Source organism: Ruegeria sp. CL6, assembly GCF_056536465.1.
The window spans coordinates 267,206-293,690 of sequence record NZ_JBQFPR010000004.1; the positions used below are offsets into that span (position 1 = coordinate 267,206).

Sequence of the window (26,485 nt, forward strand, 5' to 3'; positions counted from 1 at the left end):
TTAGAGAGTGACCCAGTCACCTCCGGACTGGTGAGAGCGCACGGAGGCTTCAATAAACCGGACGCCATCTGCACCTTGTTCGACACTGGGATAAGTAAGCCAATCATCCGGAACGGTAACGCCATCCCGACGCGCGGCTACGGCCATAGCAAATTCCGTATAAAGGTTGGCCCAGGCTTCGATAATCCCTTCTGGGAAGCCGCGCGCGGTCCGGATTAGACGTTCTGCGCCGGGGCCGATGCCATGCCCGTGACCTCGGCTGATGATACGATCCGGCTCACCGAACCGATTGAACTTCAGCTGTTCCGAATTCTCCAGGTCCCACTCGAGACCTCCTTCGTTCCCGAATATGCGCAACCGCAACCCTCCCCGATTCCCGGGGGCAAGGCGTGTCGCCATCAGGGTTCCCGGAACCTCGTTTTGATAGCGGGTGAACATGAATGCAGTGTCTTCCAAAGGCTTTGGCGCGCCGCAGACATGAAACTCAGCCCGTAGGTCGGTCAAGGGCAGGCCCGAGACAAAACTGGCGAGATGCGCGCCATGGGTGCCGATATCGCCGACACAGCTGGTCGGACCAGAAATCTTTGGGTCCAGCCGCCATTTGACGTGGGGCGCATCAGCCACATCATCGGGCGTCATCCAGTCTTGCATGAACTCGACGTGGATTTGGTTGATTTTACCGATGCCGCCTTCCGCCACGATTTGTTTGGCCTGACGGATTACTGGAAAACATGACATCGCATAGCCGACAGCAAAGATGTGTCCCGTGCGCGCGGTAATCTCCTCAATCCCTTCGGCCTCCGCGACTTCGTTGGTCAGGGGCTTATCGCACAGCACGTCAATGCCCGCCTCCAGAAAGGCTTTGGCCGCTTCGAAATGAACGTGGTTCGGGGTGGTGATCATGACGGCATCTACGCCATCCGGGCGTGCCGCCTCGGCCTTTGCCATCTCGTCGAAGGACGCATAGCACCGGTCGGCCGGCAGGAACCACTCGGCCCCGCGCGCCTTGCTTCGCATGGCGTCAGAACTGAGCGCTCCTGCGACGACCTCCCACCGGTCGGTCATCCGCGCGGCCGTTGCCTGCGTGACAGAGATACGTCCGCCGCCAACAACACCCAGCCGCAAACGGCGAGACAATCGGGGGAAAGGTCCGTCAAAGTTCAGGTCTTCGGAAAAAAGTCTCTCAGCCATTCTGAATCTCCATTTCCGGGACCCGTACGCCTTCCGGCAGCATTTCCACCGCCATGAAAATGCTGGGGGTAATCGTCTCGTACTGATGCCAGGGATAGTTGCCTTCGGCGTCATACATCGGTTTGTGCGTCGTGCCGGGCGCCATGAATTCTTCGAGGTAAAGGGATTCAACATCCCGCTCACGGCATTGCTGCATTTTCCCAAAGCCTACGATTTGTGTATGCACTTCGCGAAACCCCGGTACCGGGCAGAACGGATGATCCTTGTGCAATCCGACATTCAGCGGCACCGAGCCGGAATGGTACATGGTCAGCCCAACGTTACCCACAAAGACCTTTGGCGACATGTAGTGGCTGACACCGCGTAAACGCTCCTCTCGGCGAACATCAAAAGCAGATGGCCATGTATCTTTCACCCATGCGAACAACTCGTTGTCATCGGCATGGGCGTCGAAATCATGGACAATGACTGCACGTTCAACGCCGCTAAGCGTGCTGTCTTGCACGATCACAGAGGAAAGCGGTGCAATGGTCTGATCCTCGACAGAGAGATTTCGCCCCCCAAGGTTAAGGACGATGGCGCGACCCTCGATAGAAATCCTGCGCTCGTCAGTTGTGTGCTGGACGCGAAAGAATGGTTGAGCAAAGTCGAGTGTCTCAATCGGCATGAACCAATTCCTTCCTCTCATCGTTAAGGAAATCGACCGGCAAAGGCTCCGGAGCCGCGCAACGGCTTTCTATCGTCTGATAGGCGCCAAATTTTGGTGCCCGTTCGATCGCGTCCATGACCTCGAAAACGTGGTAGGCGAGCGCTCCACTTGCACGGGGTTGGCGTCCTTCTTGCGCCGCCAGGGCCAGATCCATAAGGCCGAGACCACGGCTGTCCTCATTGAACCCATGTTTGTTGTCGACCACCTGCCAGCCTTCGCGACTGGTTGGGCGCGGCTGATGAGACCAGCGCGAGGTCTCCCGCGTTTTCAGCCAGACATCCCCTTGAAAGATATTGGCACCATGAACCGGGTCAGGGTCTGGGATGCTAATGGTGCCGTTTTCACCGTAGATCTCGAACCGCGGCGTTTCGCTGTCCCAGACGTCGAAGCTCATGGTCATCGACCCTATAGCTCCGGAAGAGAACTGCAGCAGGCTTAGGGAATGCGTGTCGACCTCGACATCCATCCATTCTCCGTTGCGAGGGCCATTTTCGATCATCCTTTTGTCGAACGTGCGCCGAGCCATTCCGGCGACGCGGTCAATTTGCCCAAGGCAAAAAATCATGGCGGTCAGGTAGTACGGCCCAAGGTCCAGCAATGGCCCACCACCCGCCTTATAGTAGAAATCCGGATTGGGATGGTGGCGCTCCGTCCCGTGGGTCCCGACATGGGCAAAAACCCCTGTCGGTTTGCCAATGGCACCCTCGTCGATCAAGCGCCGAACGGTCTGCCAGCGACCGCCCAGAAATGTGTCGGGCGCGCAACCGACCAGTAACCCCTTTTCAGAGGCCATGTGCAGGATCGCCTTTCCATCCGTTCGATCCATAACCAGCGGCTTTTCTGAATAGACGTGTTTGCCCGCCTCCAGAGCGCGCAGGCTGATTTCGGCATGGGCCGCCGGAATTGTCAGATTCAAAACGCAGTCAATTGTCGGATCGTCAAACACTTCATCTGGTGTGTAAGCCTTGGCGATGCCGTATTTATCCGCCTTCGCGCGGCTTTCCAAAGGATCGAGGCTTGCGCAAGCCACGACCTCTATGTTCGAGAATTTGGATAGTGTTTTTAGATAGATATCGCTGATACGACCACAGCCAATAAGGCCGACCCGGAAGGATTTCGATGTCTCACGTGTCATCATTCCTGTCTTCGTAGAGGGGTAAGTAATTTGGGGGCATCGGCCCTTTATTTCGGCCACCCTGGTTCATCTGTTCCCAAGCGTGGGCGAGTATTCCGACCGAGCGGGACAGGCAGAAAAGCCCTCGCGACAAGGGCGCAGGAAGGCCAAGTTCGCAGAAGATCACGGCCGTCGCTCCGTCAATATTCATGGCAATTGGCCGACCGCCTCGTTGACGACCGAGTTCGGCTTGAACCTCTTCTCCGATATCGGCAAACCGGCCAGAAACTGTGCCTTCTGCCGCCGCATCACGAACAAGTTGCATCAATCGTGGTGCGCGTGGGTCGACAGGCTTGTGAAACCTGTGACCAAAGCCCGATACGATCTTGCCGTAGGTCTCGCGCCAACTGTCCAAGCCATCCCGAACAGCGTCATTCAGCGAACCTCCCGCATTCATGCGGGCGGCGATATCATAATACAGCTCAGCACATTGCTCTCCTGCACCTCCATGCACGTCGCCCAGCATGTTCACCGCAGTCGCCATTGCATTATTGAGACCTACCCCGCAGGTGGCAGCCATACGCGCAGCCGCGATCGAGGGGGCCTGCGGACCGTGATCCACGCCTGCGACCAAAGCAGCCTCGAACAGGCGCGCCTGTGCGTCGCTCGGCAGATCGCCCCGCACCATCAGCCAGATCATCTGCGGGAAAGATACGTTCCCGATCAGGTCCTCTATGGCGTTGCCACGAAAAGCGATCTGACCGGGCTTCATGTCGATGATGGAGGTACGCCACCATTGGCGGATAGCTTGCTCGTCGTTTGTCATACCGTTGCACCTCTAAACTCGCGCATGCGCTGCTGACGAAGTGAATCGAAAACGCTTTGAAGACGACTGATTGAGGCGGTGCAGCCGGTGAAGATTTCAAAAGACGCTGCAGCCTGATGAACTGCCATTCCAGCACCATTCATCACTTTTAACCCAGTTGTGCGGGCGCTTCTCAGAAGGTGTGTCTCGAGCGGGAAATATACTATATCTGCCACCCAAGCATCCGGCCGCAACAATGATGGATCAATCACCGACCCGGGGTACTTATCCATCCCGAGCGGTGTTGCATTGACCACTCCGTCCACAAATTTGACCCGTTCCAACGAAATCGAGGGGGAACCCTGAAGCTTTGCACAAGGGCGCAAGACCTTTAGTCGACTGACCAGCGCCTGCGCTCGGTGGAAGTCAGGATCGATGATCTCCAGGTTTCGAACACCTGAATCAAGCAAAGCCAAAGAGACTGCACTGCCCGCGCCTCCAGCACCAAACATGAGAACCGTTTCAGTCTTCGATGATCCCAAAAAATCTCCGAAGGCACTGTGGAAACCTATGTAGTCGGTGTTGTGGCCAACCATTCGGTCGTCACAAAAAACCACCGCGTTTACAGCTTGAAGCTCCTCAGCGGTTTTGGAAAGCTCATCGAGATGATCAATGACTGATGCTTTGTAGGGGTGTGTTACGTTGACCGCCGCACAGCCTAATTCAACTGAATAATGCAATAAATCAGCGACCGACATTCCACGAAATGGCTCTTTTGCCGTGTCGATCCTACCGTAGCTCAGATCGATACCCTGCGCCCGGCCCTCCGCCTCGTGCATCTCAGGCGTCATGGAGCCAGAAATCCCTTGTCCGATTAGTGCGGCCTTCATATTAGGTTGTTCCTTCCGCCACGTGGTGTCGCGTTTGCGCCGCTAATCGAAACGCAGCGTTACGCGCGCCATAGCCGGCGTAACCAGTTCGGCGCTCAACAATTTCAAAGAAAAAGCCGTTAAAGATGGGGCGACTGTAGATCTGAAAATACTCGGCACCCGCCGCCTGGTCGTAGAGTATGTTATCCCTGCGCATTTGGGCGATCAGGTCTTCACTTAACCCGAATGTCGCTTGCAGATCAGCGTAGTAGTTTTCTGGGATGGACAGACTGGGAAAGCCGGACTTCCGCAATTGGGCCGAGGTTTCAAATATGTCGTCCGACTGGAAGGCGATGTGCTGAACACCGGCGCCAAAACCGTCTTCAAGGAATGAAGCCGCCAGTGTTCGACGCCCAACTGCTCCATTCAGGTTTAATCGCACTTCGCCCTCGGGGCTTTCGATGGCTTGGCTTTGCACAACACCCGACGGGTCGGCAACGTTCACGATCGGGGATTTTGCCATCTCAAAAGTCGAAATGTAATAGAGCAGCCAGCTTTGCATCTCATCGTTACGCATCGTCTGTGCCAGATGGTCGATGCGGCGCAGACCGGCGGGCTGGATCGCTTTGGTCTTGGCGACTGGCTCGAACTCGATGTCCCAAACCCGATGCAGATCGGATTTCTCATCTATGAAATGGACAACATTGCCACCAACACCTCGGATGGCCGGGATGTCCAGTTCCCCGGTCCCTACCGGCTGTGAGAAATTCGGCGCGCCCAACGCGGTCGCTCGCTGAACCGTCTGATCCGCATCTTTGACACGCAACCCCATATCACAAACGGAGGGGCCGTGACCCAGAAACGCCGAATGGGCAAATCCTTCCTTTTCGGTATTCACGACGATGTTTATCGCGCCCTGCCGCCATAGCTCGACGGACTTGCTTACGTGTTTTCGCTCCATTCGAAAACACATTGCTGACAGCATATCTGCCAGCTGCGCACCGCTTGTTTCGTCGGCTGTAAATTCGACGAACTCGAAGCCTGACGCATAGACGCGTTCCGGCAGGTCCGGGGTGCCGAAATCGGTTCCCGGCTCGGTCCGTGATACCTCATCCAAGAGGTTCACCAGCGACCTGTAGCTGTCTCGGGCCAGTGTTCGGCCACCGGGTTGAGGAGCTGCTTCGTTGACGCGCGCAATGGACCAAGGCCCCTTGTACCCGGCGCGGGACAACACGCGTACAAAGCCCGCAAGGTTCAGCGACCCAAGCCCCGGCAGAAGCCCAAAGTGCCGCTTGAGCCGACGTATATCCATCTCGAACCGGGGTGCATCGGACAGTTGTACATGGAACAGCCGCTCGCCGGGAATGTCCCGAAGGCGGGCTGGTTTGGACCCGTCGGCAAGCGAGAAGAAGGAGTTCAAGGCTAACCCGAAATGAGGGCTGTCAATCGCTTCAACGACGCCTAACGCCTGCTCATCCGAGTGAATAAGATCCGACCAAGGCAAGCCCATGTAGGCCAGACGCATCCCCATCTCTTTCGCGATCTCGGTCGCCTCGCCAAGATCTGCGATTACCTGTTCTTCGGTCGCGGCGACATCGACCTCGAAGGCAGACCCGATAAGCAGCAATTCCGTTCCCAACTCGCTCATCAGGTCGAGTTTGCGTTTCAGTCGATCAAAGGCGCGCTCCCGTCCGGCATCGGGCTGGCCTTCAAGGTTATGGAAGGGTTGTAGCAGGCAAATCTTCAGGCCGAGGTCCGATGCAATCTCGCGGACTTGTGACGGCGGTCCGTCAAAAGCGGTCAAATCCGGTTCGTGTAATTCGACACCCCCGAATCCCGCGTCAGCGATGGCGCTCAGTTTTTCGGCCAGATCACCGGGGATCGACGTTGTCGAAACCGAGAGGCACATTATCCCTGATATCCAAACATACGCGGCAACCACAGGACCAGATCCGGCATCAGCATCATGATCACCAAGGCGAAGATGAGAACCGCGAGGAAAGCCCAGATTTCGGAGATGATTTCACGCAGCGGAATGTCCGTCACAGCGTTGATCACAAAGAGTAGAATGCCATAGGGAGGCGTGATCAGACCGATCATCGAGTTCACGACGACCAGAACTCCGAAATGCACAAGATCAATCCCGAGCGCTTCGCAGGTCGGAATGAAAAGGGGAACAATCACCAGGATTATCGTTGTTGCGTCTAAAACGCATCCCAGCGCGAGGATCAGCAGGTTTACGAGGATCAGGAACACAATCGGGCTGACATCAGAACCCTCCAGCAGCGCCGAGATAGACTGCGGTATTTGCTCCTGAATAACGATGAAGTTCAGAATGAACGCGCCCCCAATGACCACCCCGACGGCTGCGGAAGAGCGCGCGCTGTCGACGAACACTTGATAAAGGCCACGGAAGGTCAGCGCGCGGTAGAACAACGCTGCCAGAAGCAGGGCGTAGAATGCAGCCACTGCTGCGGCCTCGGTTGGAGTGGTGACGCCGCCATATATGCCGTATAGCAGGATTGCGGGCATCAGCAGTGCCGGAAACGCGTTTGCGGTTTTAGCCGGCAATTCGCGCAGTGGAACAGGTTCTTCCAATGCAAAGTTCCGCTTTCCGGCCAGATAATAGTTCATCGCCATGAGGACGACGCCCATGATCAGGCCCGGAAGAATACCGGCCAGGAACAGCGACCCGATAGAGGCCTTGGAAACGAGCGCGTACAAAACCATCGGGATCGAGGGCGGAATGATCGGGCCAATCGTCGCCGACGCCGCCGTGATCGCGGCTGCGTAACCTCGGCTGTAGCGGCCATCTTTAGTCATCATTTCAATGATAATCTTGCCGATCCCCGCGGCATCCGCGACAGCCGAGCCGGACATACCGGAAAAGATCAGAGACGCTACCACGTTTACGTGCCCGAGGCCGCCCTTGAAACGACCGACAGCTGCAACGCAGAAGTTCAGCAGACGGTCCGTGATCGAACCAGCGTTCATGATATTCGCGGCGACGATGAACAAAGGCACGGCAAGCAGGATCGTGCTTTTGTAGAAGCCTTGCAGGATCTTCTCGCCTGCGAGTGCTACGTCCAGTCCGGCTGTGCCCAGATACACCAATGAGGCCAAGAGGATGGAATAGCCGATAGGTGTCCCGATGCCTGCCAGAAGAAAGAGAGCGAGCAGGCAGGAAAGAAGTTCAAAACTCATTTCTTAACTTCCTCGTCTTCTTCGACGTCGACACGGGGATGGTCGTCAACCACGTTGTATCCAACAACCAGTTCCAACTCTGTCTTTGGGGGGCCATTGCGCATGACGTCGAAGAATAGCCACGCGTAGCGCGCTGCGACGACCAGCATGAATACCGCGTAAATCGAGAATACTGTGCGCAAAGGTATCTTCTCGCCGGAAAACGGATTGCGGACAGTCGATGTCTTGCGGATTTTCATCCAATCGATGTAGTCCCACGTCGGAAGGAAGCTGTAGAGCATACCGACCACGATCGCTGCGGCCGCCAGCATCGCAAAGACCTGCCGCACGCGCATCGGTACGGAAAGGTAGATGATGTCGAACTTCACGTGATCCCGTTCTCGCACTATGAAAGCGCAACTGAAGAAGATCACCCAGACCCACAGAATGCCGATGAGTTCAAGCGTCCATCCGGCGGGGGTAAAGAAGTAGCGCAAGAGTATTTGCAATAGGAAGATCAGGAAGATTGCCGCCAGCATCCCGCCGGCAATCGCTTCGGTCAGTCGGGAGAACCCCTTCATAAAGGCTTTCATTATGGTTCTCCCTCCCTTGTCTTGTTGGGCTCAGTTGCCCAGAGCGTTTATCTGATCCAGAACGCCTTCGGGCCATGAACCTGCGAACTCGCTGTCCAGATACATAGACTGTACCTGATCGCGGAACGCCGCGAGATCGGGTTCATAGATTTCCATGCCTTGCTCTTTCAGGAAGCTGACAAGATCTTCTTCTTTCTGAAGCTGCTTCTGACGGCCTGATTCAGCTGCTGCGTCCGCAGCTTCCTGAACCTTGGCTTGCTGTTCCGGTGTCAGCCCGTCCCAAACCTCTTTGCCGATAGCGATATAGTTCAAGTCGACCAAGTGCGATGTCAGTATGATCTGATTGGTCACTTCGTAGAATTTGGCATCAACAACGGTTGGCAATGGGTTGTCCTGACCGTCAACGGCACCGGTCGACAGAGCTGTGTAAACCTCTGAGAACGCCATTGGTGTCGGGGCAGCACCCAGCGCTTTGCCAAGGAACTGCCACGCATCTGTGCCCGGCATCCGCAGGTTCACACCCTCCAAATCAGCCGGGGTGCTGACGGTCAGTTCATCCTTGGGTTGGCGCAGGTTCACCTGACGACGGCCCAGATACATGACCGACAGCAGTTTGACGCCCAGTTCTTCTTCGGCCTTTTGCTTAAAGGCATCCATCAAGGGATCGTTGAAGACAGCCACCTGATGCGCGGCGTCCTGGTGGACATAGCCTGCTGTAAAGATCGAAAACTCGGGGAAGAACTGTGCCAGTTCCTGCGCCGAGGTGATCGACATTTCCAGGTTGCCTCGGCTGATGGCGTCCAACTCCGTACCTTGGGCGAAGATTGTGCCGTTATAGCTGGGCTCATACGTCGCAAATTCAGCGACCATGGGTGCGAAAACCTCGGCCATTGCGACCGAGCGCTGATCGGTCTCCGATCCTGATGTTGCGAGGCGAAGTTGCACTTTGTCTTCCGCCAGCGCACCACTTGTTGCGCTAAACAGAACACCGGTTGCGACCAGGGCTGATACAGCAGCCCGGCGGGTAAGTTTGGTAATCACTTTGCTCCTCCCTGAGACATCATGATGCTTCTTTTTTGCGATTCAGAGTTTTGACCTATTTTGGAGTTTTTGCAAGATGTTTTACAAAATATCAGATATTTTTCATTACTTGCAATCTCTGTTGCTGCGTTTCCTGAAGGGTTCTTATCCTGACAGTCTCGCCAGTTCTGCAAGAATTCTGAATAGCTTCAATAACTTGAAGCGTTCTGAAACCTTCCCATCCAGACACAATCGGCTCTGCTCCGTTCCGAGCTACTTCAACAAAGTGCCTGAGTTGATTGACCAGAGGGTCAGACGCACCCTTCTTCAGCGCGGTTGATGAGATTGGCGTCCACCAATCCCTTTGCTCTCTCTGGTAACTCCACAGGCGAAGATCGGGAACGGACAACGAACCATGAGAACCACCTATCATGTAGCTACTCTCAGTGGTTGAAGGATAGATTGGATATTCCTGAGACGTCATCTCCCAGCTCCATGGGGCAACGATGCTGTCGGACACACTTATGGTTCCTATCGCCCCGCTTTCGAACGTCAACAGAGCACCGGCAACATCTTCGTTGTCGTAACCCCGCTGCGAAGCAGCCGACTGAGCCTGTACAGTCATAACTTCTCCGGCCAAGTACCGCAGCAGATCAACATCGTGGACAAGATTGACCGAGATGGGCCCTGCACCGGGTTTCTTTCTCCAAGGCGCAGCATCAAAATACTCGTCTGGCTTATAGAACCAGCAATTCGCATGGACAGCGCGCACATCTCCAATCTTCCCATCGACAATGGCTTCCTTAGCCGACCGGATCAGAGGATTGTGTCGACGATGATGTCCGACCATCAGTGGCACATTGGCCTTCTCCGCTGCTTGAACAAGCTCAAGTGCAGCGGTGGCTTCCACGGCGATCGGCTTTTCGACAAGAACGGGACAACCATGTCGAACACACGTGAGGCCTTGTTCGACATGAAGCGTGGTCGGGGTCGCCAGAACAGCTCCGTCTGGCGTCTGATTTGCAAACATTTCCTCGAGGGTTTCGTAACATGCAACCGCATGCTCAACGGCGTAAGCACGGCCTTCATCGCTGGGGTCGACCACCGCGACGAGATCAACATGGCGCAACGCTCGGATAGCATCTGCGTGGCGGCGTCCAACAAGGCCGATGCCGACAATGGCAATGCGAAAGTTCTTAGACACTTTGCTTCCTTCCGGAGGGTCCGGAAAATCCCGAAACCGATGATTGCGATCGGGCTGCTTTGCCCAACTTGGCCACGACCGTATTGGGGTTTTCGCGATTCCGCAATAATGTATGATATTTTTATTTTTACCATACATCAGTTTGGATTGCTGATGTCTCTGAAAAATGCTAATTGAACGAGGAAACTGATAATATCGGGTGAAACGCATGGCGAAACAGCCGTCTACGATAGGTGCAAGCACCTATCAGCGCATCAAGCGGGACATCATCTTCGGGGAGTTGCAGCCCGGCTCCAAACTGAAGCTGGACGCCTTGAAGGAACGCTACTCTGCAAGCCTTTCGACACTTCGTGAAACGCTGAACAGGCTCGCCAGCGACGGATTTGTCGAAGCTCCTGAGCAACGGGGGTTCCTGGTTACACCGGTCTCCCGTGAAGACCTGATCGAGATATCAGAGCTGCGTGTCCTGTTGGAATGCCACGCGTTGGAGTTATCCATCGAGAATGGTGACACGGATTGGGAGGGGAACCTCGTCGCCGCGCATCATAAGCTGCATTTGATGGAGCAACGGCTTCTCAAAGGAGATGACTCTGAGAAAGAAACCTGGAAGAGGTACGACTCGGAGTTTCATCAAGCAATGATAGCAGCCTGCAACTCCAAGAATCTTTTATCCCTTCACTCAATCATCTATGACAAATATCTTCGCTACCAGATGCTCGTACTGACCTATCGAGGTGAGGTAGCAGCCAAAGAACACAAACACATGTTCGATGCCGCATTGGCCAGAGACGCGAATATGGCCAAGAAACTGTTGGAAGATCACATCCGAAACGGCCTCGCCCACACGTTGGAGGCTATGTAGGCCATTCCGCCGTTCCGCAATTGCGGCGGCCTCCAACTCGGAGCAACGCGGTGATGTCCAATATCTTTTGATCGAATTCGCCAGTCAGGGTACCGCTACGACAATTGAGCTTTCAGCTTACCCCTCGAAGGTCGCGGCACCCGTATTTTACAGAGTGTTAATGTGTGGGGTTTGTGTCCAAGACGGACCTCCGCTACCATAATCCCCTTATGAATGATTGCGCTTGGACCGAAGTAGACCTTTGGCCTCCAAACAGCAGTACTTTCCTCGGCCAACCGGCAATCAGATTCGACCTTCTTGATTAGTATTCGACAACTCCGCATGATCCGATGATGGGAGTTGAGATCGAATACTGGCTGAATAGTCTTGGTCTGGACCAATATGTTGACGCGTTCGTTCAGAATGACGTGGATGCGCGCGTCCTGCCACTTTTGACCGGGGAAGACCTGAAGGAACTTGGCGTTAGCCTGGGGCATCGCAAGATTCTGCTGGCCGCGATATCTGAGTTGACCGTCGCTGACTCTGCTGCGTCCGAGGCGCTGGATACCCCCTCTATCGATCCGTCCGAACGATCCTCGGCTGCGCCAGAGGCGTCAGACACCGCAAGCCCAGTCGCCGAGCGACGCCACCTGACAGTGATGTTCGCCGACCTTGTCGGCTCGACCGAATTGACGAACCGGCTGGATCCCGAGGACATGCGGATTTTGTTGCTCAACTACCAGGACGCTGTCGCAGGAGCTGTCAGTCGTTACGGTGGGTACATAGCAAAATATCTGGGCGACGGCCTTCTTGTGTTCTTCGGCTGGCCGCGCGCCTACGAAGACCATGCCATTCGCGCAGTGAAGGCCGGGCTGGATGCTATCAAGCGCGTGCAGGACCTCCGGACGCCAGATGGCGAGCATATTTCTGCCCGGCTTGGCATCGCAAGCGGTGACGTCGTAGTGGGCGACACGATCACCGAAAATACATATGAAGAAGGTGCCATGACTGGGCCGATCCTGAACCTTGCAGCACGGATTCAGGAGCACGCAAGACCCAACACGGTTGTTGTCCCACAAGAGGAAACCGAAACCGCCCTACATCGCATTTTCAAGTTCAAGTCGCTTGGCGAAGTTGCTCTCAAGGGATTTGAACAACCGCGCACCCTGTTGGAAGTCGTGGCAGAACGCAGCGCTGAAAGCCGATTTAGGGCATCCCACGGGGACGAAAGCGGCGGCGCCCTGATAGGACGGGACTATGAGAAAGGTATTCTTCTGCAATCGTGGCAAAGGGCCAGAGACGGACAAGGAGAGGTCGTCTTGCTGTCGGGTGAGGCTGGCATCGGCAAATCCCGACTGACAGAAGAGTTTCTTGCTGAAACCGCGGCGGACGACCAGGCGGACGTTATCCGGTTGAACTGCTCTCCCTATCTGACCAGCAGCCCGTTTCATCCAGTGACGGAACGCATCTCGCAAGACGCACATGTCGAACCCGGCTTTGACGACAATCAGATATTGGAACATGTGCGTGAATTACTGGAAACGCGCCCCGGGCTGGACTTGGACGAGGTTCTGCCGGTCTTCGCAGCGCTGGTCGCCCCGCGCAGTACGCTGGCGCGAAAAGTGCTTGAAATGTCTCCGCAAGAACAACGAGACCTAACGATCCAAACCCTGATCAACACGGTCAAGATACGGTCAAACGTGCGGCCTGTAATCCTGTGTGTAGAGGATGCCCATTGGATTGATCCCTCGACACAAGCCCTGCTGGAAAGGTTCAAAGCGATCTGCGCGGACCTGCCTTTGATGATCCTGATCACGCACCGGCCGGAATGGGAACTTGGCAAAAGCGAAGCAGAAGCACATGTCCAGACCCTGCAACTGCGCCGTTTTGACTCTGCCCACGTCGCAAATCTGATCCGGAACATTTCCGGGACAGAACCCGACGACGACATGATTTCGCTGATCATCGAAAAAACGGACGGAGTGCCGCTGTTCGTCGAGGAACTAACGCGCACGATCCTTGAGGCCGGAGAGCAAGGCCAAGTTGCAATACCGTCATCCTTGAAAGGTGCTTTGATGGCGCGGCTGGACGCGGTTTCCCTTGAGGCCAAGCGGGTCGCCCTGACAGGCTCGGTCATCGGCCGCGAGTTCGAGCCGGGATTGCTGGGTGCCGCGATGGGTATCGACAAGCAGAATGTGCAAACCAGCCTTGAGGAACTGTCCCGCACCGGCCTGATCTTTGAGAGCGGGCACAATCGGGGGCATTTTGTTTTTCGCCACGCGCTGATCCGCGACACGGCCTATCAATCCATGCTTGGCTCAACGCGGCGACAGCAGCACGCGGATGTCGCGCGCGCTTTGAACCAGCTTCGCGCCGCTGAAGTTGAGCGTCGGCCAGAGCTGGTGGCCCGCCATTTGTCCGAAGCCGAGGACTGGTCGGCGGCGTTCGACAAATGGCGCACCGCAACCGAAATGGCGCTTGCACGGTCCGCCAGCCAAGAGGCTATGGTCAACGCTCAGGAAGCCTTGAAAGCGGCAAAGGAAATTGGGTCTGACGAAAGCCGTGAAACGGTTGTCGGGCAAATCCTTGTCGGCAGAAGTTACGACAGTCTGGGCGAATTGCCCGAAGGCATTGCCACACTCAAAAATGCGTTGGACGCTGCGCGTGCGATTGGCGACAATGAACTCGCCGCTGACGCCGCCAACCATTTTGCAGACTCATGCATGATGTCGAGCGAGCGCCACAGCGAGGCCATAAGGCTGTGTAGGGAAACGCTGCAAACTCTTTCGGACGAAGATGAAACACGCCGCTGCCGTCTGATGAGCCAGCTTGCTCGGGCCTATATTTTTGTGGGCCAATTGGAAGAAGGCGCACAGTTCGGTCGGCTTGCGATGGAACTGGCGGCAAAGCTGGGTGACTACAAATCCCAGTTCTCAGTCATGATGATGCACTTCGGCGCACCTTTTGCGGCCAGAAAAGAAAGCGAGGCCCGAAACTGGCGCGAAAACCTGGAAGCCATGCACAAGGTTGCTGAAAAGCTGGGCAGCATTGATCAGGGCCGAAACAGGACTCTAAGCCTGTTTGTGGGCGCAGAAATGGCCGACCGCCAACTGATGGACCGCTCGCTTGAGTTGTTGACCGAGATTTCCGAGAAGGACACCCACCTACAGCTTTACTGGGTGCAAAAGCACGCCCGCGCCATGATCGCCATCATGGATGGAGATTTTGAAGCCGCAGAGAAACACGCGACCGAAGCGGTCAAAATTGGTCGCAAGACCCATGGCGAACACGTCGAAGGTGTCTTTGGGGTCCAGATGTTCACGATCCGCCGCGAACAAAGTCGCTTGCACGAAGTCGCGCCTGTTATCAAAAACCTTATGTCGGAAAGTCCCGGCGATGTCGCGTGGCGGCCAGGGTTCGGACTGATCGCTGCCGAACTTGGCTACAAGGAACCGGCCGAGCGAATTCTAGATGAAATAGCGGAAAATGGATTTTCTCTGCAACCGGACGCAATGTATTCGACAACGCTGTCGTACCTTGCGGATATCAGCGTCGCGGTTGGCAACCAAAAACATGCCGAGTCGCTGTTTAAAATTCTCAAGCCCTACGAAGACCTGACGATAACGGCTGGCGCGACCACGGTATGCACCGGGGCCGCCGCGCGCCGGTTGGGGAACCTCGCAGCACTTCTTTCGGACTGGGATACCGCCGAAAGCATGTTTGAAAAAGCCATCGAGATCGACACGCGCATGGCATCGCCCCCCTGGATTGCACACAGCAAAGCAGCGTTTGCGGCCGCGTTACGGCGGCGTGGACGTGCCTGTGACATGAAACAGGCTTTTCAACTGGAAGCGGAAGCGTTGGCAACGGCCCAGAATTTAAGTATGGTTTCCCTTAGGTCAAAACTTGAAGGAACTGCCATCTAATCGATTGAAGAATGACCGGGGGAACATGATGCCAAGATACATTATCGAAAGAAATTTCGCTGAACAGCTTGATATTACCGACGACGACAGGATCAAGATCAAGGATATCAACGACGAAGAAGGTATTGAGTGGATTTTCTCGTTCCTCAGCGCGGACAAGCGCAAGACGTATTGCCTTTACGAAGCACCGGATGAAGAAAGTTTGCGGAAAGCGGCTGAACGGCTGAACATTCCGGCAGACGTTATTACGCCGGTTGATCGGATAGACCCCGGCATTTTTGCCTGAGGATCAAGCTGACACCATTCAGGATACGCCGTCACCTCATCACCGGGAACAGGTGAGCTTGGGTGATACCACGATAGCCGAGGCAGCGACGCAAGAAGCCTTTTCTGACCAAGAAAGGCTTGCCCAATGTTTGATTTGAAATCTCTGGACGGCGAAACGGTCAATGTTGATCGGGACGCACTTGATGCCCTCAGCGCGTCACTCAGGGGGTCGGTATATCATCGCGGTGATCGCGAATACGACGAGGCCAGAACAACCTGGAACAGCATGGTCGAGCGTTTCCCCGGTTTCGTCATCCGCGCCCTGGGGGCCAGTGACGTTCAAAAGGCGGTAAACTTTGTTCGCAACGCCGGGCTGGTGATGTCGGTCAGATCCGGCGGCCACCAGATTGCCGGTCATGCGGTTGCCGACGAAACGGTCATGCTGGACCTTTCCCACATGCGGTCTGTTCACGTTGACCCGATTGCCAAAACAGCCCGGGTCGCGCCGGGGGCAATGCTTGGCGACGTGGACCGGGAAACGCAAGCCCATGGTCTTGTTGTTCCGACCGGCATCAATTCTACGACCGGCATAGCAGGGCTTACTCTGGGAGGCGGCTTCGGCTGGACCACGCGCAAGTTCGGCATGACGATCGACAACTTGATTTCTGCAGAAGTGGTCACGGCAGAAGGCGAGATCGTCACTGCATCCGCAAGCAATCACCCCGAGTTGTTCTGGGCAATCCGAGGTGGCGGCGGCAATTTTGGTGTTGTGACATCTTTCGAGTTCCAACTTCACGAACTGGGGCCGGATGTCCTGTCTGGCTTGGTTGTACATCCGATCGAAAAGGCTCCTGATCTGCTGGCCGAATACGCAAAGATCGCCGACGGATCGCCGGACGAGCTTACAGTTTGGAGCGTTATGCGAAAAGCTCCGCCTCTACCCTTCCTGCCGGAAGAATGGCACGGGCGCGAGGTTCTGCTCTTTGCGGCCTGCTACGCCGGTCCGATGGCGGATGGCGAAAAGGCGATGACTGGATTGCGCGCCCTGGGCGAGCCGATTGCAGATGTAATCTCGCCGCACAAATTCGTGGACTGGCAGGCGGCTTTTGATCCGCTCCTGACACGCGGAGCGCGGAATTACTGGAAAAGCCACGATTTTGAGACGTTGTCGTCAGAAGGGATCAAGGGGTTACTTGACGCAATAGCCACGCTTCCTGATCCGGCCTGCGAGGTTTTCATTGCCCATGTCGGAGGCGCAATGGCCAGGGTCGACGCAGGCGCAACGGCCTATCCGCAAAGGTCGGCGCATTTCATCATGAATGTGCATACCCGGTGGGAGGACCCCGCGAAAGACAGCGCATGTGTCGACTGGGCCTGCGACCTATATGATAAAATGAAACCACACTCGACCGGCAGCGCCTATGTGAATTTCATGCCCGAGGACGAAGCGGATCACATGACCGGGGCATACGGTGCGAATGGCGACAAGCTGTCAAAGATCAAAGGTAGGTATGACCCCGACAACCTGTTTAGGGTCAATCACAACATCCTGCCAAGCTGAACGGTTTCAGCAACGCCCCCAGACGTGCAAGCCTTCGCTCAGTCAAGGCTCACCCAAGCCGCGTTTCGCGCGGAACTGTTGACGCATGCAGCAACAAATTTGACGCCCTTCAACCCATCCTGAACTGTTGGGTAAGTCACCGACGGGTCTGGCGTTTGCCCGTTGCGGAAGGCAAGGATCGCTTCGGCGGCCTCGCTATATATGTTGGCGAACCCTTCCAAATACCCTTCAGGATGCCCCGGAGGTATTCTGCTGAGGCGATTTGCACCGTCACCGGCCCCGGCACCATTTCGGGTAATCAGACGCTTGGAATCGCCATAAGGCGTAAACCACAGGTAGTTCGGATCCTCTTGCGACCACTCCAACCCGCCTTTTTCACCGTAGACCCGCAATCGCAAGGCGTTCTCGTTGCCCGGCGCGACCTGCGATGACCAGAGCATCCCCCGCGCGCCACCTCGAAAACGCAGCAACACATGCGCGTTGTCATCGACCTGACGTCCCGGCACAAAGGCTTGCAGGTCTGCGGCAAGGCTTTCAGCCTCCAAACCGGTGACAAAGCAGGCAAGGTTGTAAGCATGCGTCCCGATATCGCCGGTCGAGCCACCCGCGCCCGAGCGTTCCGGGTCGGTCCTCCACTCGGCCTGCTTAAAGTCCTGCTGTTCGGTCAGCCAGTCTTGCGGGTACTCGACCTGTACAACGCGGATCTTGCCGATATCACCGGCAGAGATCATATCCCGAGCCTGTCGAACCATAGGATAACCGGTGTAGTTATGGGTCAGGATGAACAAGGCATCGGCATTTTCTGCCGCTTTTACCAGCTTTTTCGCGTCACCAAGCGTTGAGGTCAGGGGTTTGTCGCAGATCACGTGAATACCGCGCTTCAGGAATTCCCGCGCGGCGGCATAGTGAACATGATTGGGGGTAACGATCGACACGGCTTCGATCCCGGACTTCAGGCGCGCTTCCCTGATAGCCATCTGCTTGAAATCCTCGTACACCCGCGCAAGGCCCAGCGCCTCACCGCTGGCACGAGATTTTTCAGGCGTCGATGACAACGCGCCTGCGACCAGTTCAAACTTGTCATCAAGCCGCGCAGCGATGCGATGCACGCCACCAATGAAAGCATCGTTTCCGCCGCCAACCATGCCAAGACGAATGCGACCCGAGGTGTCTTCGTTGCGTCCGGTCACCATCACTCTATCCCCAGCATTTTTCTGTTGGCCGCTTCGTCGGTTCCTCCGTCCGCGAAGTCGTCAAAGGCTTTTTCGGTCACGCGTATGATGTGGTCCGATACAAACTGAGCGCCTTCACGGGCACCATCCTCGGGGTGTTTGAGGCAACATTCCCATTCAACCACAGCCCAACCGTCAAAGTCGTTCGCCGCCATCTTTGAGAACACCGCCCCGAAATCCACCTGACCGTCCCCAAGCGACCGGAAACGACCTGCCCGGTCCACCCAACTTTGGTACCCTGAATACACACCTTGGCGACCGGTCGGGTTGAACTCTGCGTCCTTGACGTGGAACATGCGTATCCGGTCTTTGTAGATGTCGATATTGTCCAGATAATCGAGGCATTGCAGCACATAGTGCGAGGGGTCGTACAACATGCACGCTCTGGCGTGGTTGCCAGTCCGCTCGAGGAACATCTCGTAGGTTATGCCGTCATGCAGGTCTTCGCCCGGATGAATCTCATAGCATACGTCCACTCCGCACTCATCGGCGTGATCAAGGATGGGCACCCAGCGGCGGGCAAGCTCGTCGAACGCTGTTTCGACAAGACCTGCCGGGCGTTGCGGCCACGGATAGACATACGGCCACGCCAAAGCGCCAGAAAAGGTTGCATGCGCTGAAATGCCAAGGTTCCTAGAGGCTGAAAGCGCCTTTTTAACCTGATCCACGGCCCATTCCTGCCGTGCTTTGGGATTTCCTCTGACGCTTTCCGCCGCGAACCCATCGAAGGCTGTATCATAGGCTGGATGCACCGCCACCAACTGACCCTGCAGGTGCGTCGACAATTCAGTGACTTCTACGCCGTTCTCTTTGGCCTTGCCCTTGAATTCGTCGCAGTAGGTGGCACTGGACGCTGCTGTTTCCAGGTCGAACAGACGACCATCCCAACTGGGAACCTGCACCCCCTTATAGCCGCAGTCCGCAGCCCACTTGGTGATAGCGTCCCATGAATTGAAAGGTGCTTCATCCCCGGCGAACTGCGCCAGAAACAAAGCCGGGCCTTTGATGGTCTTCATATTTCTTCCTCCCCAAAACATACCCTTACGGCGGCAGATTTTCCTTTAGATAGATGTCGATGCGAATACGTTCCTGTGCCTTGTTGAACGGAACCTTGTCCGATGTCGCGCGCAGCAGGCGAACGGCCGAACGCACGATGTGACCCGAGTCCTGTGAGATCAAGGCGTCGAAAGTTCCCCGCTTTAACGCCTCGCGGCTCAACGGAGTCAGCTCGTGCGCGATGATCACCAGATCCTTGCTGATCTTGCTTTCCGAAAGAAACTGGATAAGCCCGGCATTGCCCGCCGCAGAGGAATAGATGCCAACCAGATCCGGGTAGGTCTCAAAAATCTCTGGCATCATCTTGTAAATCAGCGTCGGGTCGTCACGACCCTCGACCGACGCGACAACCTCAAGGTGTGGAAACTCGTCTGCAACCACGAGGTCAAACCCCTGGCGGCGCTCGAGATGGTCCCGCGCCAGACGTGATCCGGTCAGGACCAGAACTTTCCCTTTTCGGTGCACAAACCGTCCCATGAGCTGCGCAGCAGTACGGCCGGCCGATACGTTATCAATGCCTACGAAGTGATCCCTGTCCGAACTTGGCAAGTCTGACACCAAGGCGACGACCGGCACGCCCTTGTCTCGAATCCTTTTGACAGCATCGCGGACCGAAGGTGTTTCGGGGCCGAAAACTGCCAATCCATCAACCTCGCGGCTATCGACAGAATCCAGAATCTCGACAATGTCCTGTGGCTCGAACGGGGCCACTTTGCTGATGGACAGGCGCGTTCGTTCGATAAACTGGTCCCTTGACTGCTCGACAATCTGGGAACTCAGCGCTTCTATGAATTCGTTGTCCGTATCGGGCAGAACAAAGAGGAAGTTGTAAACACGCTTTCGGGCAAGGTTTGCCGCAGCAGTGTCGCGAACGTAACCCAGTTCATCTATTGCCTTGTGCACCTTTTGGACAGTGACGGCCCTTACGCCAGGGCGCCTGTTCAGCACCCTGTCAACCGTGGCCAAACTGACACCGGCAACCCGCGCAATGTCGTTCACCGTTGGCTTTCTCACCAGTTCCAATTTTTGCTTTTGGTCTTCCACGTTTTGCTCAGCCCTCAATCTCCTGCGCCAAACCTTCAAACAACAATGCGACGGCTTCGGCACCCGGGTCGTTATGCCCCATCAGGTTTTCTTCGGGAACATAGGCTGCGCGGCCGGCCTTGGCACGGTGAATTTTCGCTGTCGTGTCAGCGCCTTCCCGCGCCGCCTTGGCCGCCTGTGAAAGACCGGAGGGCAGCGCGTTCAACGCCGGTGCCAAGGCATCAATCATGGTGCGGTCTCCGACCTTTGCGCCACCCACCTGACTAACCCGGTTCAAACCCTCGACAAGGGATTTGGGAATGGAAGACCCGCTGGCACAGGCGTCACCGGCGGCGTTGAAGAAAATCGCCAGAATGACACCGGATGAGCCGCCCATGGTCTGGCTCAACTCGTTACCCAGCGCCGGGAACAACTGGGTCAAGTCCGCCAACGGCATACGGTCAAGACTGCCCTGCAACGCCCGAGCTGCCGTTGCCAAGGTACTGCCCGTGTCCCCGTCACCCGACTTGGCGTCCAGCTCGTTCAGGTCTTTTTCGGCGTCAATCAGCAGATCGGACACCCGGATGAGAGTTTCCTTGGTCCTGGAGTTATTCGACGGGATGGGATCAATCGGAGTCAGGCCGTCCGGCAACGGCGCGACTTTGACCGGGTCGATTGAGTTCACGCCCGGCCACGCGGCAAGCGTCACCGGCGCTTCGAGGGCCGCGAGGTCCTCGCCATTTACGGGCAATACCGACACGGAAAACCCATGCATATCCAGCGATGTCATCATCGGCGCAGGCCCAATGATGTGACCCGCAATCCCGGTTTCCGCCAGCGCATGTGTCAAAACGGCCATCTCCAGCGGAGTCGTCGATCCAAGGTTGTTCACCAAAGCCACGCACTCACCTGACCCGACACGTTGACTAAGCTTTTCGACGACGGTGGACATCGCTGTCAAAGCCGTCGCAAAATCTACTTGTTCAACCCCCGGCTCGCCATGTATGCCCAGGCCCAGCTCGGCCTTGCCCGGTGCGATACGGTCTTCCTTTGGCGATCCCGGAACGGTGCATGTGTCCAAGCTCATGCCGATACTGACAACCTTGCCGATCACGTCCTTTGCAGCCCGGGTCACGGTGTCCAGATCTGCGCCGTTCTCCGCCAGTGCGCCTGCAATCTTGTGCACGAACAACGTTCCCGCCACGCCACGAGGCTGCGGCAGATCAGGCAGAGCGATGTCATCGTCCACCACCACCATTTCAACCTTGCGCCCAAGGGCGCGCGCACGCTCTGCCGCAAGACCGAAATTCAGACGATCACCGGTGTAGTTCTTGACGATCAGCAGGCAACCAGCCTCGCCCGTTACGGCTAGGATACCAGCAAGCACAGCCTCAACAGATGGCGAGGCGAACACTTCACCGCATACCGCTGCCGTAAGCATTCCCGCCCCAACGAAACCGGCATGCGCAGGCTCATGTCCCGACCCTCCGCCCGAGACCAACGCGACTTTGGACTTGTCCCAATCCGACCGGTAAACCACCTTGATGTGTGGGTATCCATCCAGCCGCGTCAAAGCACCCCCGGAGGATGAAAGAAGGCCGTCGATGGCATCTGTAACCAGAGTTTCTTTGGTATTGAGGAACTGGGCCATGCATTTGCTCCTTAATTTACTCGTGCGCCTGAAGCGTCAAAATAAAGCGGGTCTTGCGGTCTGATTTTAACAATCTTTCCAGCAGGATAATCCTGATGCACATCAATCAGGGTCACGACGGGATGACCGTTTAGATCAAGGTGCAGCCGCGTCTGGTCGCCAAGGTGCTCTGCCCGGATGACACGGGCATCAGTCCCCTCGCCTTCGACGATATTCTCAGGTCGCAGGCCAATCTGTGGGCCTTTGTGGTCGCCGCCAAACAGGTCGGATGGAAGAATGTTGATCCGGGGCAGCCCAAGCCGACTGGCGACATAAACACTGCCGGGGTTTTCATAGATATCCCGCGGCGTTCCGTATTGAACCAGCCGGCCTTCCTCCAAAACCCCGATATGGGTTGCCATTGTCATTGCTTCTACCTGATCGTGCGTCACGTACAGCAGCGTAGATCCCAGATCGGCTTGTATTCTTTTCAGCTCCACGCGCAGATCCGCCCGGAGCTTGGCGTCCAGCGAACTCAGCGGTTCGTCCATCAGAAATATCTGAGGATCCCGCACCAGCGCACGGCCGATCGAGACGCGCTGCATCTCTCCGCCTGAAAGCTCTGTCGCCTTGTTGTCCAGCTTATGGGGAATTTGAAGAATCTCGGCGATCTCATTTACCTTGCGCGTGATCTCATCCTCGGGGGTCTGCAGGATCGGAGAGCGCAGGGGAAAGGACAGGTTCTCTCTGACCGTCATATGCGGATAGAGCGAGTATTGCTGAAACACCATCGCCACGTCGCGCTGAGCAGGTGTTTCAAAGCCGACATCTCGACCCGCAATCCGCACGGAACCGGAATCCAGCTTTTCCAGACCCGAGATCAGCCGCAGCGTTGTGGTCTTACCGGCCCCGGTCGGCCCCAGCAGCACGACGAAAGCACCATCCGGTATCGTCATCGAAATACCGTCCACCGCCTTCACGTTGCCAAAGGATTTTGAGATGTTTTCAAGAACGACTTCAGCCATTTTTCAGAACCTCATCGTTAAGCTCCGAACGCAGGGCGCGTCCGCTTGATTGTTCAAACAAAGTCACGGTCGAGGATCGAAACTCCAGCCCCACGGTTTCACCGGCCCGCACGGTTTCCCGCGCGTCGATCCTGGCCTTGAGTTCACCATTCGGGCTCTGCAGGGTTACGATCTGGGTCGTGCCCAGGTATTCCGCCGCCAGCACCTTGGCGCGATAGTCACTGTCGTCTGACAGAAATACGTGTTCGGGGCGAACGCCAAAAACCAGGTCGCCTTGGGCACCTTCCCGCATCGCTGGAACGACCTCATCATGACCATTCAAACGTACCTTGTCGGAACCAGGTCTGACCTGCCCCTGAAACGGCAGGAAGTTCATAGACGGCGATCCGATAAAATTCGCCACAAACATCGTCGCGGGCTTGTCGTAGATCTCCTGCGGCGTCCCGAACTGTTCAATCACCGCGTTGTTCATCACGACGATTTTGTCCCCCATCTGCATGGCTTCAAGCTGGTCATGAGTGACGTAAACCGTCGTTGCCCCCATTCGATCATGCAGCGCCCGCAACTCTTCTGCCATGTGCTCACGAAACTCGGCGTCCAATGCGCCCAGCGGTTCGTCCATCATAAATGCCTTGGGTTCACGCACGATGGCGCGCCCAAGAGCAACGCGCTGCCTGTCCCCGCCGGAAAGACCACCTACAGGGCTATCGAGAATGTCTCGGATACCCAGGATTCCCGCCACCTCTTCGACCTTGTCCTTTACCGCTGCACGGGACATCCCCTGTGAAATCAAAGGATAGCTGATATTTTTGCGGACGTTCATGTGCGGGTAGAGCGCGAACATCTGAAAGACAAAAGCGATGTCTCGTTCAGACGGAGGTCTTTGGCTAATTTCCTCTCCATCCAAGTAAATCTCACCCGATGTCGGAAGCTCGAGCCCTGCGATCATCCGCAACGTCGTGGTCTTTCCACACCCCGAAGGCCCAAGCAGCATGAAGAATTCGCCATCTTCGATCGTGAACGAACTTTCACGGACCGCCGTGAAATCGCCGAACATCTTCTTTACGTTTTTGACTACGATCTGGGCCATTTTTACTCCGGGAAATGGCTGACGATTATGAACATGACCGTTCCAATCAGCGTGACGATGAAAGAATAGGTGAACGCCCACAGAACAAAGGGCTGCATCAACATGAAGACACCCAAGGCTATCAGGATGGTTGCGACCATTTCCCAAGGGCCACGGCGAAGTCGGATGAGGCCTGTCAGAAAATCGCTCATTTGCGCACAGCTCCGAATGTGATCCCACGCAGCAGGTGTTTGCGCATCAGGATGGTGAAGATCATCACGGGGATCAGGAACAGGGTCGCGCCGGCGGCAACCGCAGGCCAGTCAAGGCCACCGATACCTATGATCGTAGGAATAAATGGCGGAGCGGTCTGCGCGTTCGCCGACGTTAACAGAACGGCAAAGGCGTATTCGTTCCAGGCGAAGATCAGGCAGAATATCGCAGTGGACGCGATGCCCGTGGCGGCCTGTGGCAGGACAACCTTGTAAAAAGCCTGAAACCGCGTGTAGCCGTCGATCAGCGCCGCCTCTTCGTATTCACGCGGAATTTCGTCGATGAACCCCTTCAACAGCCACACCGCAAGCGAAATATTCACGCCTGTGTAAAGCAGTATCATCCCAAGATGCGTGTCGCTTAGCCCAAGATTTCGGAACATCAGAAAAATCGGGATGGCCACGGCCACCGGCGGCATCATCCGCGTACTCAGGATGAAAAACAGAAGGTCATCCTTGAGCGGAACCTTGAAACGGCTAAAGGCATAGGCCGCCAAAGTGCCCAGAAAAATGCTCAGGAAAGTCGAGCCAAACCCGATAATCACCGAGTTCATGAACCGCTCACCAAATTTGGAAGGGCCGACAATTACCATGTCATATTGCCTGACAATCTCGTCGGCCCAGTTCTGTGGTGGGTTCGCCTCCAAAAACTCCTGCGTTTGCCGCGTTCTGGTGGTGAACAGGTTCACGTAGCCTTCCAGTGTCGGGTCAAAGACAACCTTCGGCGGATAGCTGATCGCGTCAGCAGGAGATTTGAAACCGGTCAGAAGGATCCAAACCAACGGGATCATGGTGATCAGCGCGTAAGAGATGACCAGAAATCCGGCGATCCACTTGGATCGGTTTGTGGGTTCGGTGATCGAGAAACTGCTCATCTTTGTTTCACCTTGTTCAATGCCTTCACGTAGATCGACGCCAGCCCAAAGACCGTCACGAACAGGATGATCGCGTAGGCCGAGGCATAGCCCGTGCGCCATTTCTCGAAGGCTTCCCGTTTCAGATTGATCGAGGTCAGCTCGGTCGTTGAGCCCGGCCCGCCGCCGGTCAACTGAACCACAAGGTCGAACATCTTGAAGTTTTCGATCCCGCGGAACAAAACGGCCAGCATCAGGAACGGCAGCACCATCGGTATTGTTATCGTGAAGAACTGGCGTAGCTTGCTGGCCCGGTCGATCTCTGCGGCTTCGTAGATATAGTCGGGGATACTGCGCAGACCGGCCAGACAGATCAGCATCACAAATGGCGTCCACATCCACGTGTCCACGATCACGATCGCCCAAGGTGCCAACTGCACCGAACCCAGCATCTCAAAGCTCGATGGGTCTTTGCCTGTGAACCAGGAAACGATGTAGTTGAACAATCCGATCTGAGGTTGATAAAGGAATTTCCAGAAGTTCCCGACAACCGCCGGTGACAACATCATGGGCAGCACGATGATCGTGGTCCACAGATCGTTCCCCTTGAATTTCTTGTTGATCAGCCAAGCCAGCGTGAACCCGATCAACACCTGGAAAAAGATGGTCCAGAACAGAAAATGCGCGGTCGCCTGCATGTTCAGCCAGGTGTCGGAATCTGTCAGGATACGTTCGTAGTTCCTGAGCCCGACATCTTTGACTTCACGCCCGATCCGATTGGCCTTGTAGTTGGTAAAGCTAAGCTGAATGGTCCAGATCAGCGGGAAGATGTTGATCGCAAGCAGGAGAAAAATCGTTGGAGAGATGAATATCCACGCGATCGCTCGGTCGGATAATCCCCGGATTTTTCGCGCAACTCGCACGGGCGTTGCCTGCGCAACGCGATCTATGGTCCTGTCAGACATTTCTTTGCCAGTTCTTGTCGGTTTCGGGCTCACGGGTGAAGGTGGAGCGGGCACGTGCCCGCTCCGGCCCTAGTTC

At 56.0% G+C, this 26,485-nt stretch carries 23 protein-coding genes; 4 read left to right on the plus strand and 19 right to left on the minus strand.

The genetic code is table 11. From position 1 onward, the window contains the following. The 10 genes from ACR0LH_RS13470 to ACR0LH_RS13515 all read right to left on the minus strand — a co-directional run bounded on the left by ACR0LH_RS13470 (window position 1) and on the right by ACR0LH_RS13515 (window position 10,826). Window positions 1–1,191 carry a Gfo/Idh/MocA family protein gene (locus ACR0LH_RS13470; RefSeq protein ID WP_480721362.1) on the minus strand — a complete coding sequence of 397 codons (1,191 nt, stop codon included), beginning with the start codon at window positions 1,189–1,191 and terminating at the stop codon, window positions 1–3. Beyond that, a complete protein-coding gene (locus ACR0LH_RS13475; RefSeq protein ID WP_480721364.1) occupies window positions 1,184–1,858 on the minus strand; it encodes a hypothetical protein in 675 nt (224 codons plus the stop codon). Before ACR0LH_RS13475 ends, ACR0LH_RS13470 begins: the two co-directional genes overlap by 8 nt. Beyond that, window positions 1,848–3,035, minus strand: a complete 1,188-nt coding sequence (locus ACR0LH_RS13480; RefSeq protein ID WP_253285943.1) for a Gfo/Idh/MocA family protein — start codon at window positions 3,033–3,035, stop codon at window positions 1,848–1,850. Before ACR0LH_RS13480 ends, ACR0LH_RS13475 begins: the two co-directional genes overlap by 11 nt. Then, window positions 3,025–3,840, minus strand: a complete 816-nt coding sequence (locus ACR0LH_RS13485) for a citryl-CoA lyase (RefSeq protein ID WP_480721365.1) — start codon at window positions 3,838–3,840, stop codon at window positions 3,025–3,027. Before ACR0LH_RS13485 ends, ACR0LH_RS13480 begins: the two co-directional genes overlap by 11 nt. Continuing rightward, complete coding sequence (locus tag ACR0LH_RS13490; RefSeq protein WP_170602879.1) at window positions 3,837–4,709, minus strand: shikimate dehydrogenase; 873 nt, start codon at window positions 4,707–4,709, stop codon at window positions 3,837–3,839. The genes ACR0LH_RS13485 and ACR0LH_RS13490 overlap by 4 nt, the downstream gene beginning before the upstream one ends. A 1-nt stretch (window position 4,710) precedes the next feature. Continuing rightward, entirely contained in the window at window positions 4,711–6,597 is a 1,887-nt protein-coding gene (locus ACR0LH_RS13495; RefSeq protein ID WP_171722007.1) for a bifunctional sugar phosphate isomerase/epimerase/4-hydroxyphenylpyruvate dioxygenase family protein, read from the minus strand. Beyond that, a complete protein-coding gene (locus ACR0LH_RS13500; protein ID WP_170328647.1) occupies window positions 6,597–7,892 on the minus strand; it encodes a TRAP transporter large permease in 1,296 nt (431 codons plus the stop codon). The genes ACR0LH_RS13495 and ACR0LH_RS13500 overlap by 1 nt, the downstream gene beginning before the upstream one ends. Beyond that, a complete protein-coding gene (locus tag ACR0LH_RS13505) occupies window positions 7,889–8,464 on the minus strand; it encodes a TRAP transporter small permease (protein ID WP_170429693.1) in 576 nt (191 codons plus the stop codon). The genes ACR0LH_RS13500 and ACR0LH_RS13505 overlap by 4 nt, the downstream gene beginning before the upstream one ends. Before the next feature lie 30 nt (window positions 8,465–8,494). Then, window positions 8,495–9,505 carry a sialic acid TRAP transporter substrate-binding protein SiaP gene (locus tag ACR0LH_RS13510; protein ID WP_171621269.1) on the minus strand — a complete coding sequence of 337 codons (1,011 nt, stop codon included), beginning with the start codon at window positions 9,503–9,505 and terminating at the stop codon, window positions 8,495–8,497. 91 nt (window positions 9,506–9,596) lie between these two features. After that, window positions 9,597–10,826, minus strand: coding sequence for a Gfo/Idh/MocA family protein (locus tag ACR0LH_RS13515; protein WP_253285944.1), 1,230 nt, complete (start codon window positions 10,824–10,826; stop codon window positions 9,597–9,599). Between the two features lie 70 nt (window positions 10,827–10,896). On the opposite strand from ACR0LH_RS13515, the gene ACR0LH_RS13520 reads away from it, so the two are divergent. The 4 genes from ACR0LH_RS13520 to ACR0LH_RS13535 all read left to right on the plus strand — a co-directional run bounded on the left by ACR0LH_RS13520 (window position 10,897) and on the right by ACR0LH_RS13535 (window position 17,283). Then, window positions 10,897–11,550 carry a GntR family transcriptional regulator gene (locus ACR0LH_RS13520; protein WP_170612103.1) on the plus strand — a complete coding sequence of 218 codons (654 nt, stop codon included), beginning with the start codon at window positions 10,897–10,899 and terminating at the stop codon, window positions 11,548–11,550. 329 nt (window positions 11,551–11,879) lie between these two features. Continuing rightward, complete coding sequence (locus tag ACR0LH_RS13525; protein WP_480721366.1) at window positions 11,880–15,455, plus strand: AAA family ATPase; 3,576 nt, start codon at window positions 11,880–11,882, stop codon at window positions 15,453–15,455. A gap of 28 nt (window positions 15,456–15,483) precedes the next feature. Beyond that, a complete protein-coding gene (locus tag ACR0LH_RS13530; RefSeq protein ID WP_170485660.1) occupies window positions 15,484–15,741 on the plus strand; it encodes a DUF4242 domain-containing protein in 258 nt (85 codons plus the stop codon). A 126-nt stretch (window positions 15,742–15,867) separates the two neighbouring features. Next, window positions 15,868–17,283 (plus strand): FAD-binding oxidoreductase, encoded by a 1,416-nt coding sequence (locus ACR0LH_RS13535; protein ID WP_480721367.1) that lies wholly within the window; start codon window positions 15,868–15,870, stop codon window positions 17,281–17,283. 38 nt (window positions 17,284–17,321) lie between these two features. Here the strand turns inward: ACR0LH_RS13535 and ACR0LH_RS13540 are convergent, their stop codons facing one another. The 9 genes from ACR0LH_RS13540 to ACR0LH_RS13580 are packed head-to-tail and all read right to left on the minus strand — an operon-like array spanning window position 17,322 to window position 26,409. Beyond that, complete coding sequence (locus tag ACR0LH_RS13540; RefSeq protein WP_480721368.1) at window positions 17,322–18,476, minus strand: Gfo/Idh/MocA family protein; 1,155 nt, start codon at window positions 18,474–18,476, stop codon at window positions 17,322–17,324. Further along, window positions 18,476–19,531, minus strand: coding sequence for a sugar phosphate isomerase/epimerase family protein (locus tag ACR0LH_RS13545; protein ID WP_170385419.1), 1,056 nt, complete (start codon window positions 19,529–19,531; stop codon window positions 18,476–18,478). The genes ACR0LH_RS13540 and ACR0LH_RS13545 overlap by 1 nt, the downstream gene beginning before the upstream one ends. 25 nt (window positions 19,532–19,556) lie before the next feature. Further along, complete coding sequence (locus ACR0LH_RS13550; protein WP_480682183.1) at window positions 19,557–20,570, minus strand: LacI family DNA-binding transcriptional regulator; 1,014 nt, start codon at window positions 20,568–20,570, stop codon at window positions 19,557–19,559. Between the two features lie 52 nt (window positions 20,571–20,622). Then, entirely contained in the window at window positions 20,623–22,245 is a 1,623-nt protein-coding gene (locus tag ACR0LH_RS13555; RefSeq protein WP_480721369.1) for a dihydroxyacetone kinase subunit DhaK, read from the minus strand. 11 nt (window positions 22,246–22,256) lie between these two features. After that, window positions 22,257–23,249, minus strand: coding sequence for an ABC transporter ATP-binding protein (locus ACR0LH_RS13560; protein WP_170485654.1), 993 nt, complete (start codon window positions 23,247–23,249; stop codon window positions 22,257–22,259). After that, window positions 23,242–24,339, minus strand: coding sequence for an ABC transporter ATP-binding protein (locus ACR0LH_RS13565; RefSeq protein WP_480721370.1), 1,098 nt, complete (start codon window positions 24,337–24,339; stop codon window positions 23,242–23,244). The genes ACR0LH_RS13560 and ACR0LH_RS13565 overlap by 8 nt, the downstream gene beginning before the upstream one ends. A gap of 2 nt (window positions 24,340–24,341) precedes the next feature. Continuing rightward, on the minus strand, window positions 24,342–24,530 hold the full coding sequence (locus ACR0LH_RS13570) for a hypothetical protein (protein WP_170385403.1): 189 nt from the start codon (window positions 24,528–24,530) through the stop codon (window positions 24,342–24,344). Beyond that, on the minus strand, window positions 24,527–25,465 hold the full coding sequence (locus tag ACR0LH_RS13575; RefSeq protein WP_170485653.1) for a carbohydrate ABC transporter permease: 939 nt from the start codon (window positions 25,463–25,465) through the stop codon (window positions 24,527–24,529). The genes ACR0LH_RS13570 and ACR0LH_RS13575 overlap by 4 nt, the downstream gene beginning before the upstream one ends. After that, the gene (locus tag ACR0LH_RS13580) at window positions 25,462–26,409 is read right to left on the minus strand and encodes a carbohydrate ABC transporter permease (protein WP_170385397.1); all 948 of its coding nucleotides are present in this window, start codon (window positions 26,407–26,409) and stop codon (window positions 25,462–25,464) included. The genes ACR0LH_RS13575 and ACR0LH_RS13580 overlap by 4 nt, the downstream gene beginning before the upstream one ends. Window positions 26,410–26,485: the final 76 nt, after the last annotated feature.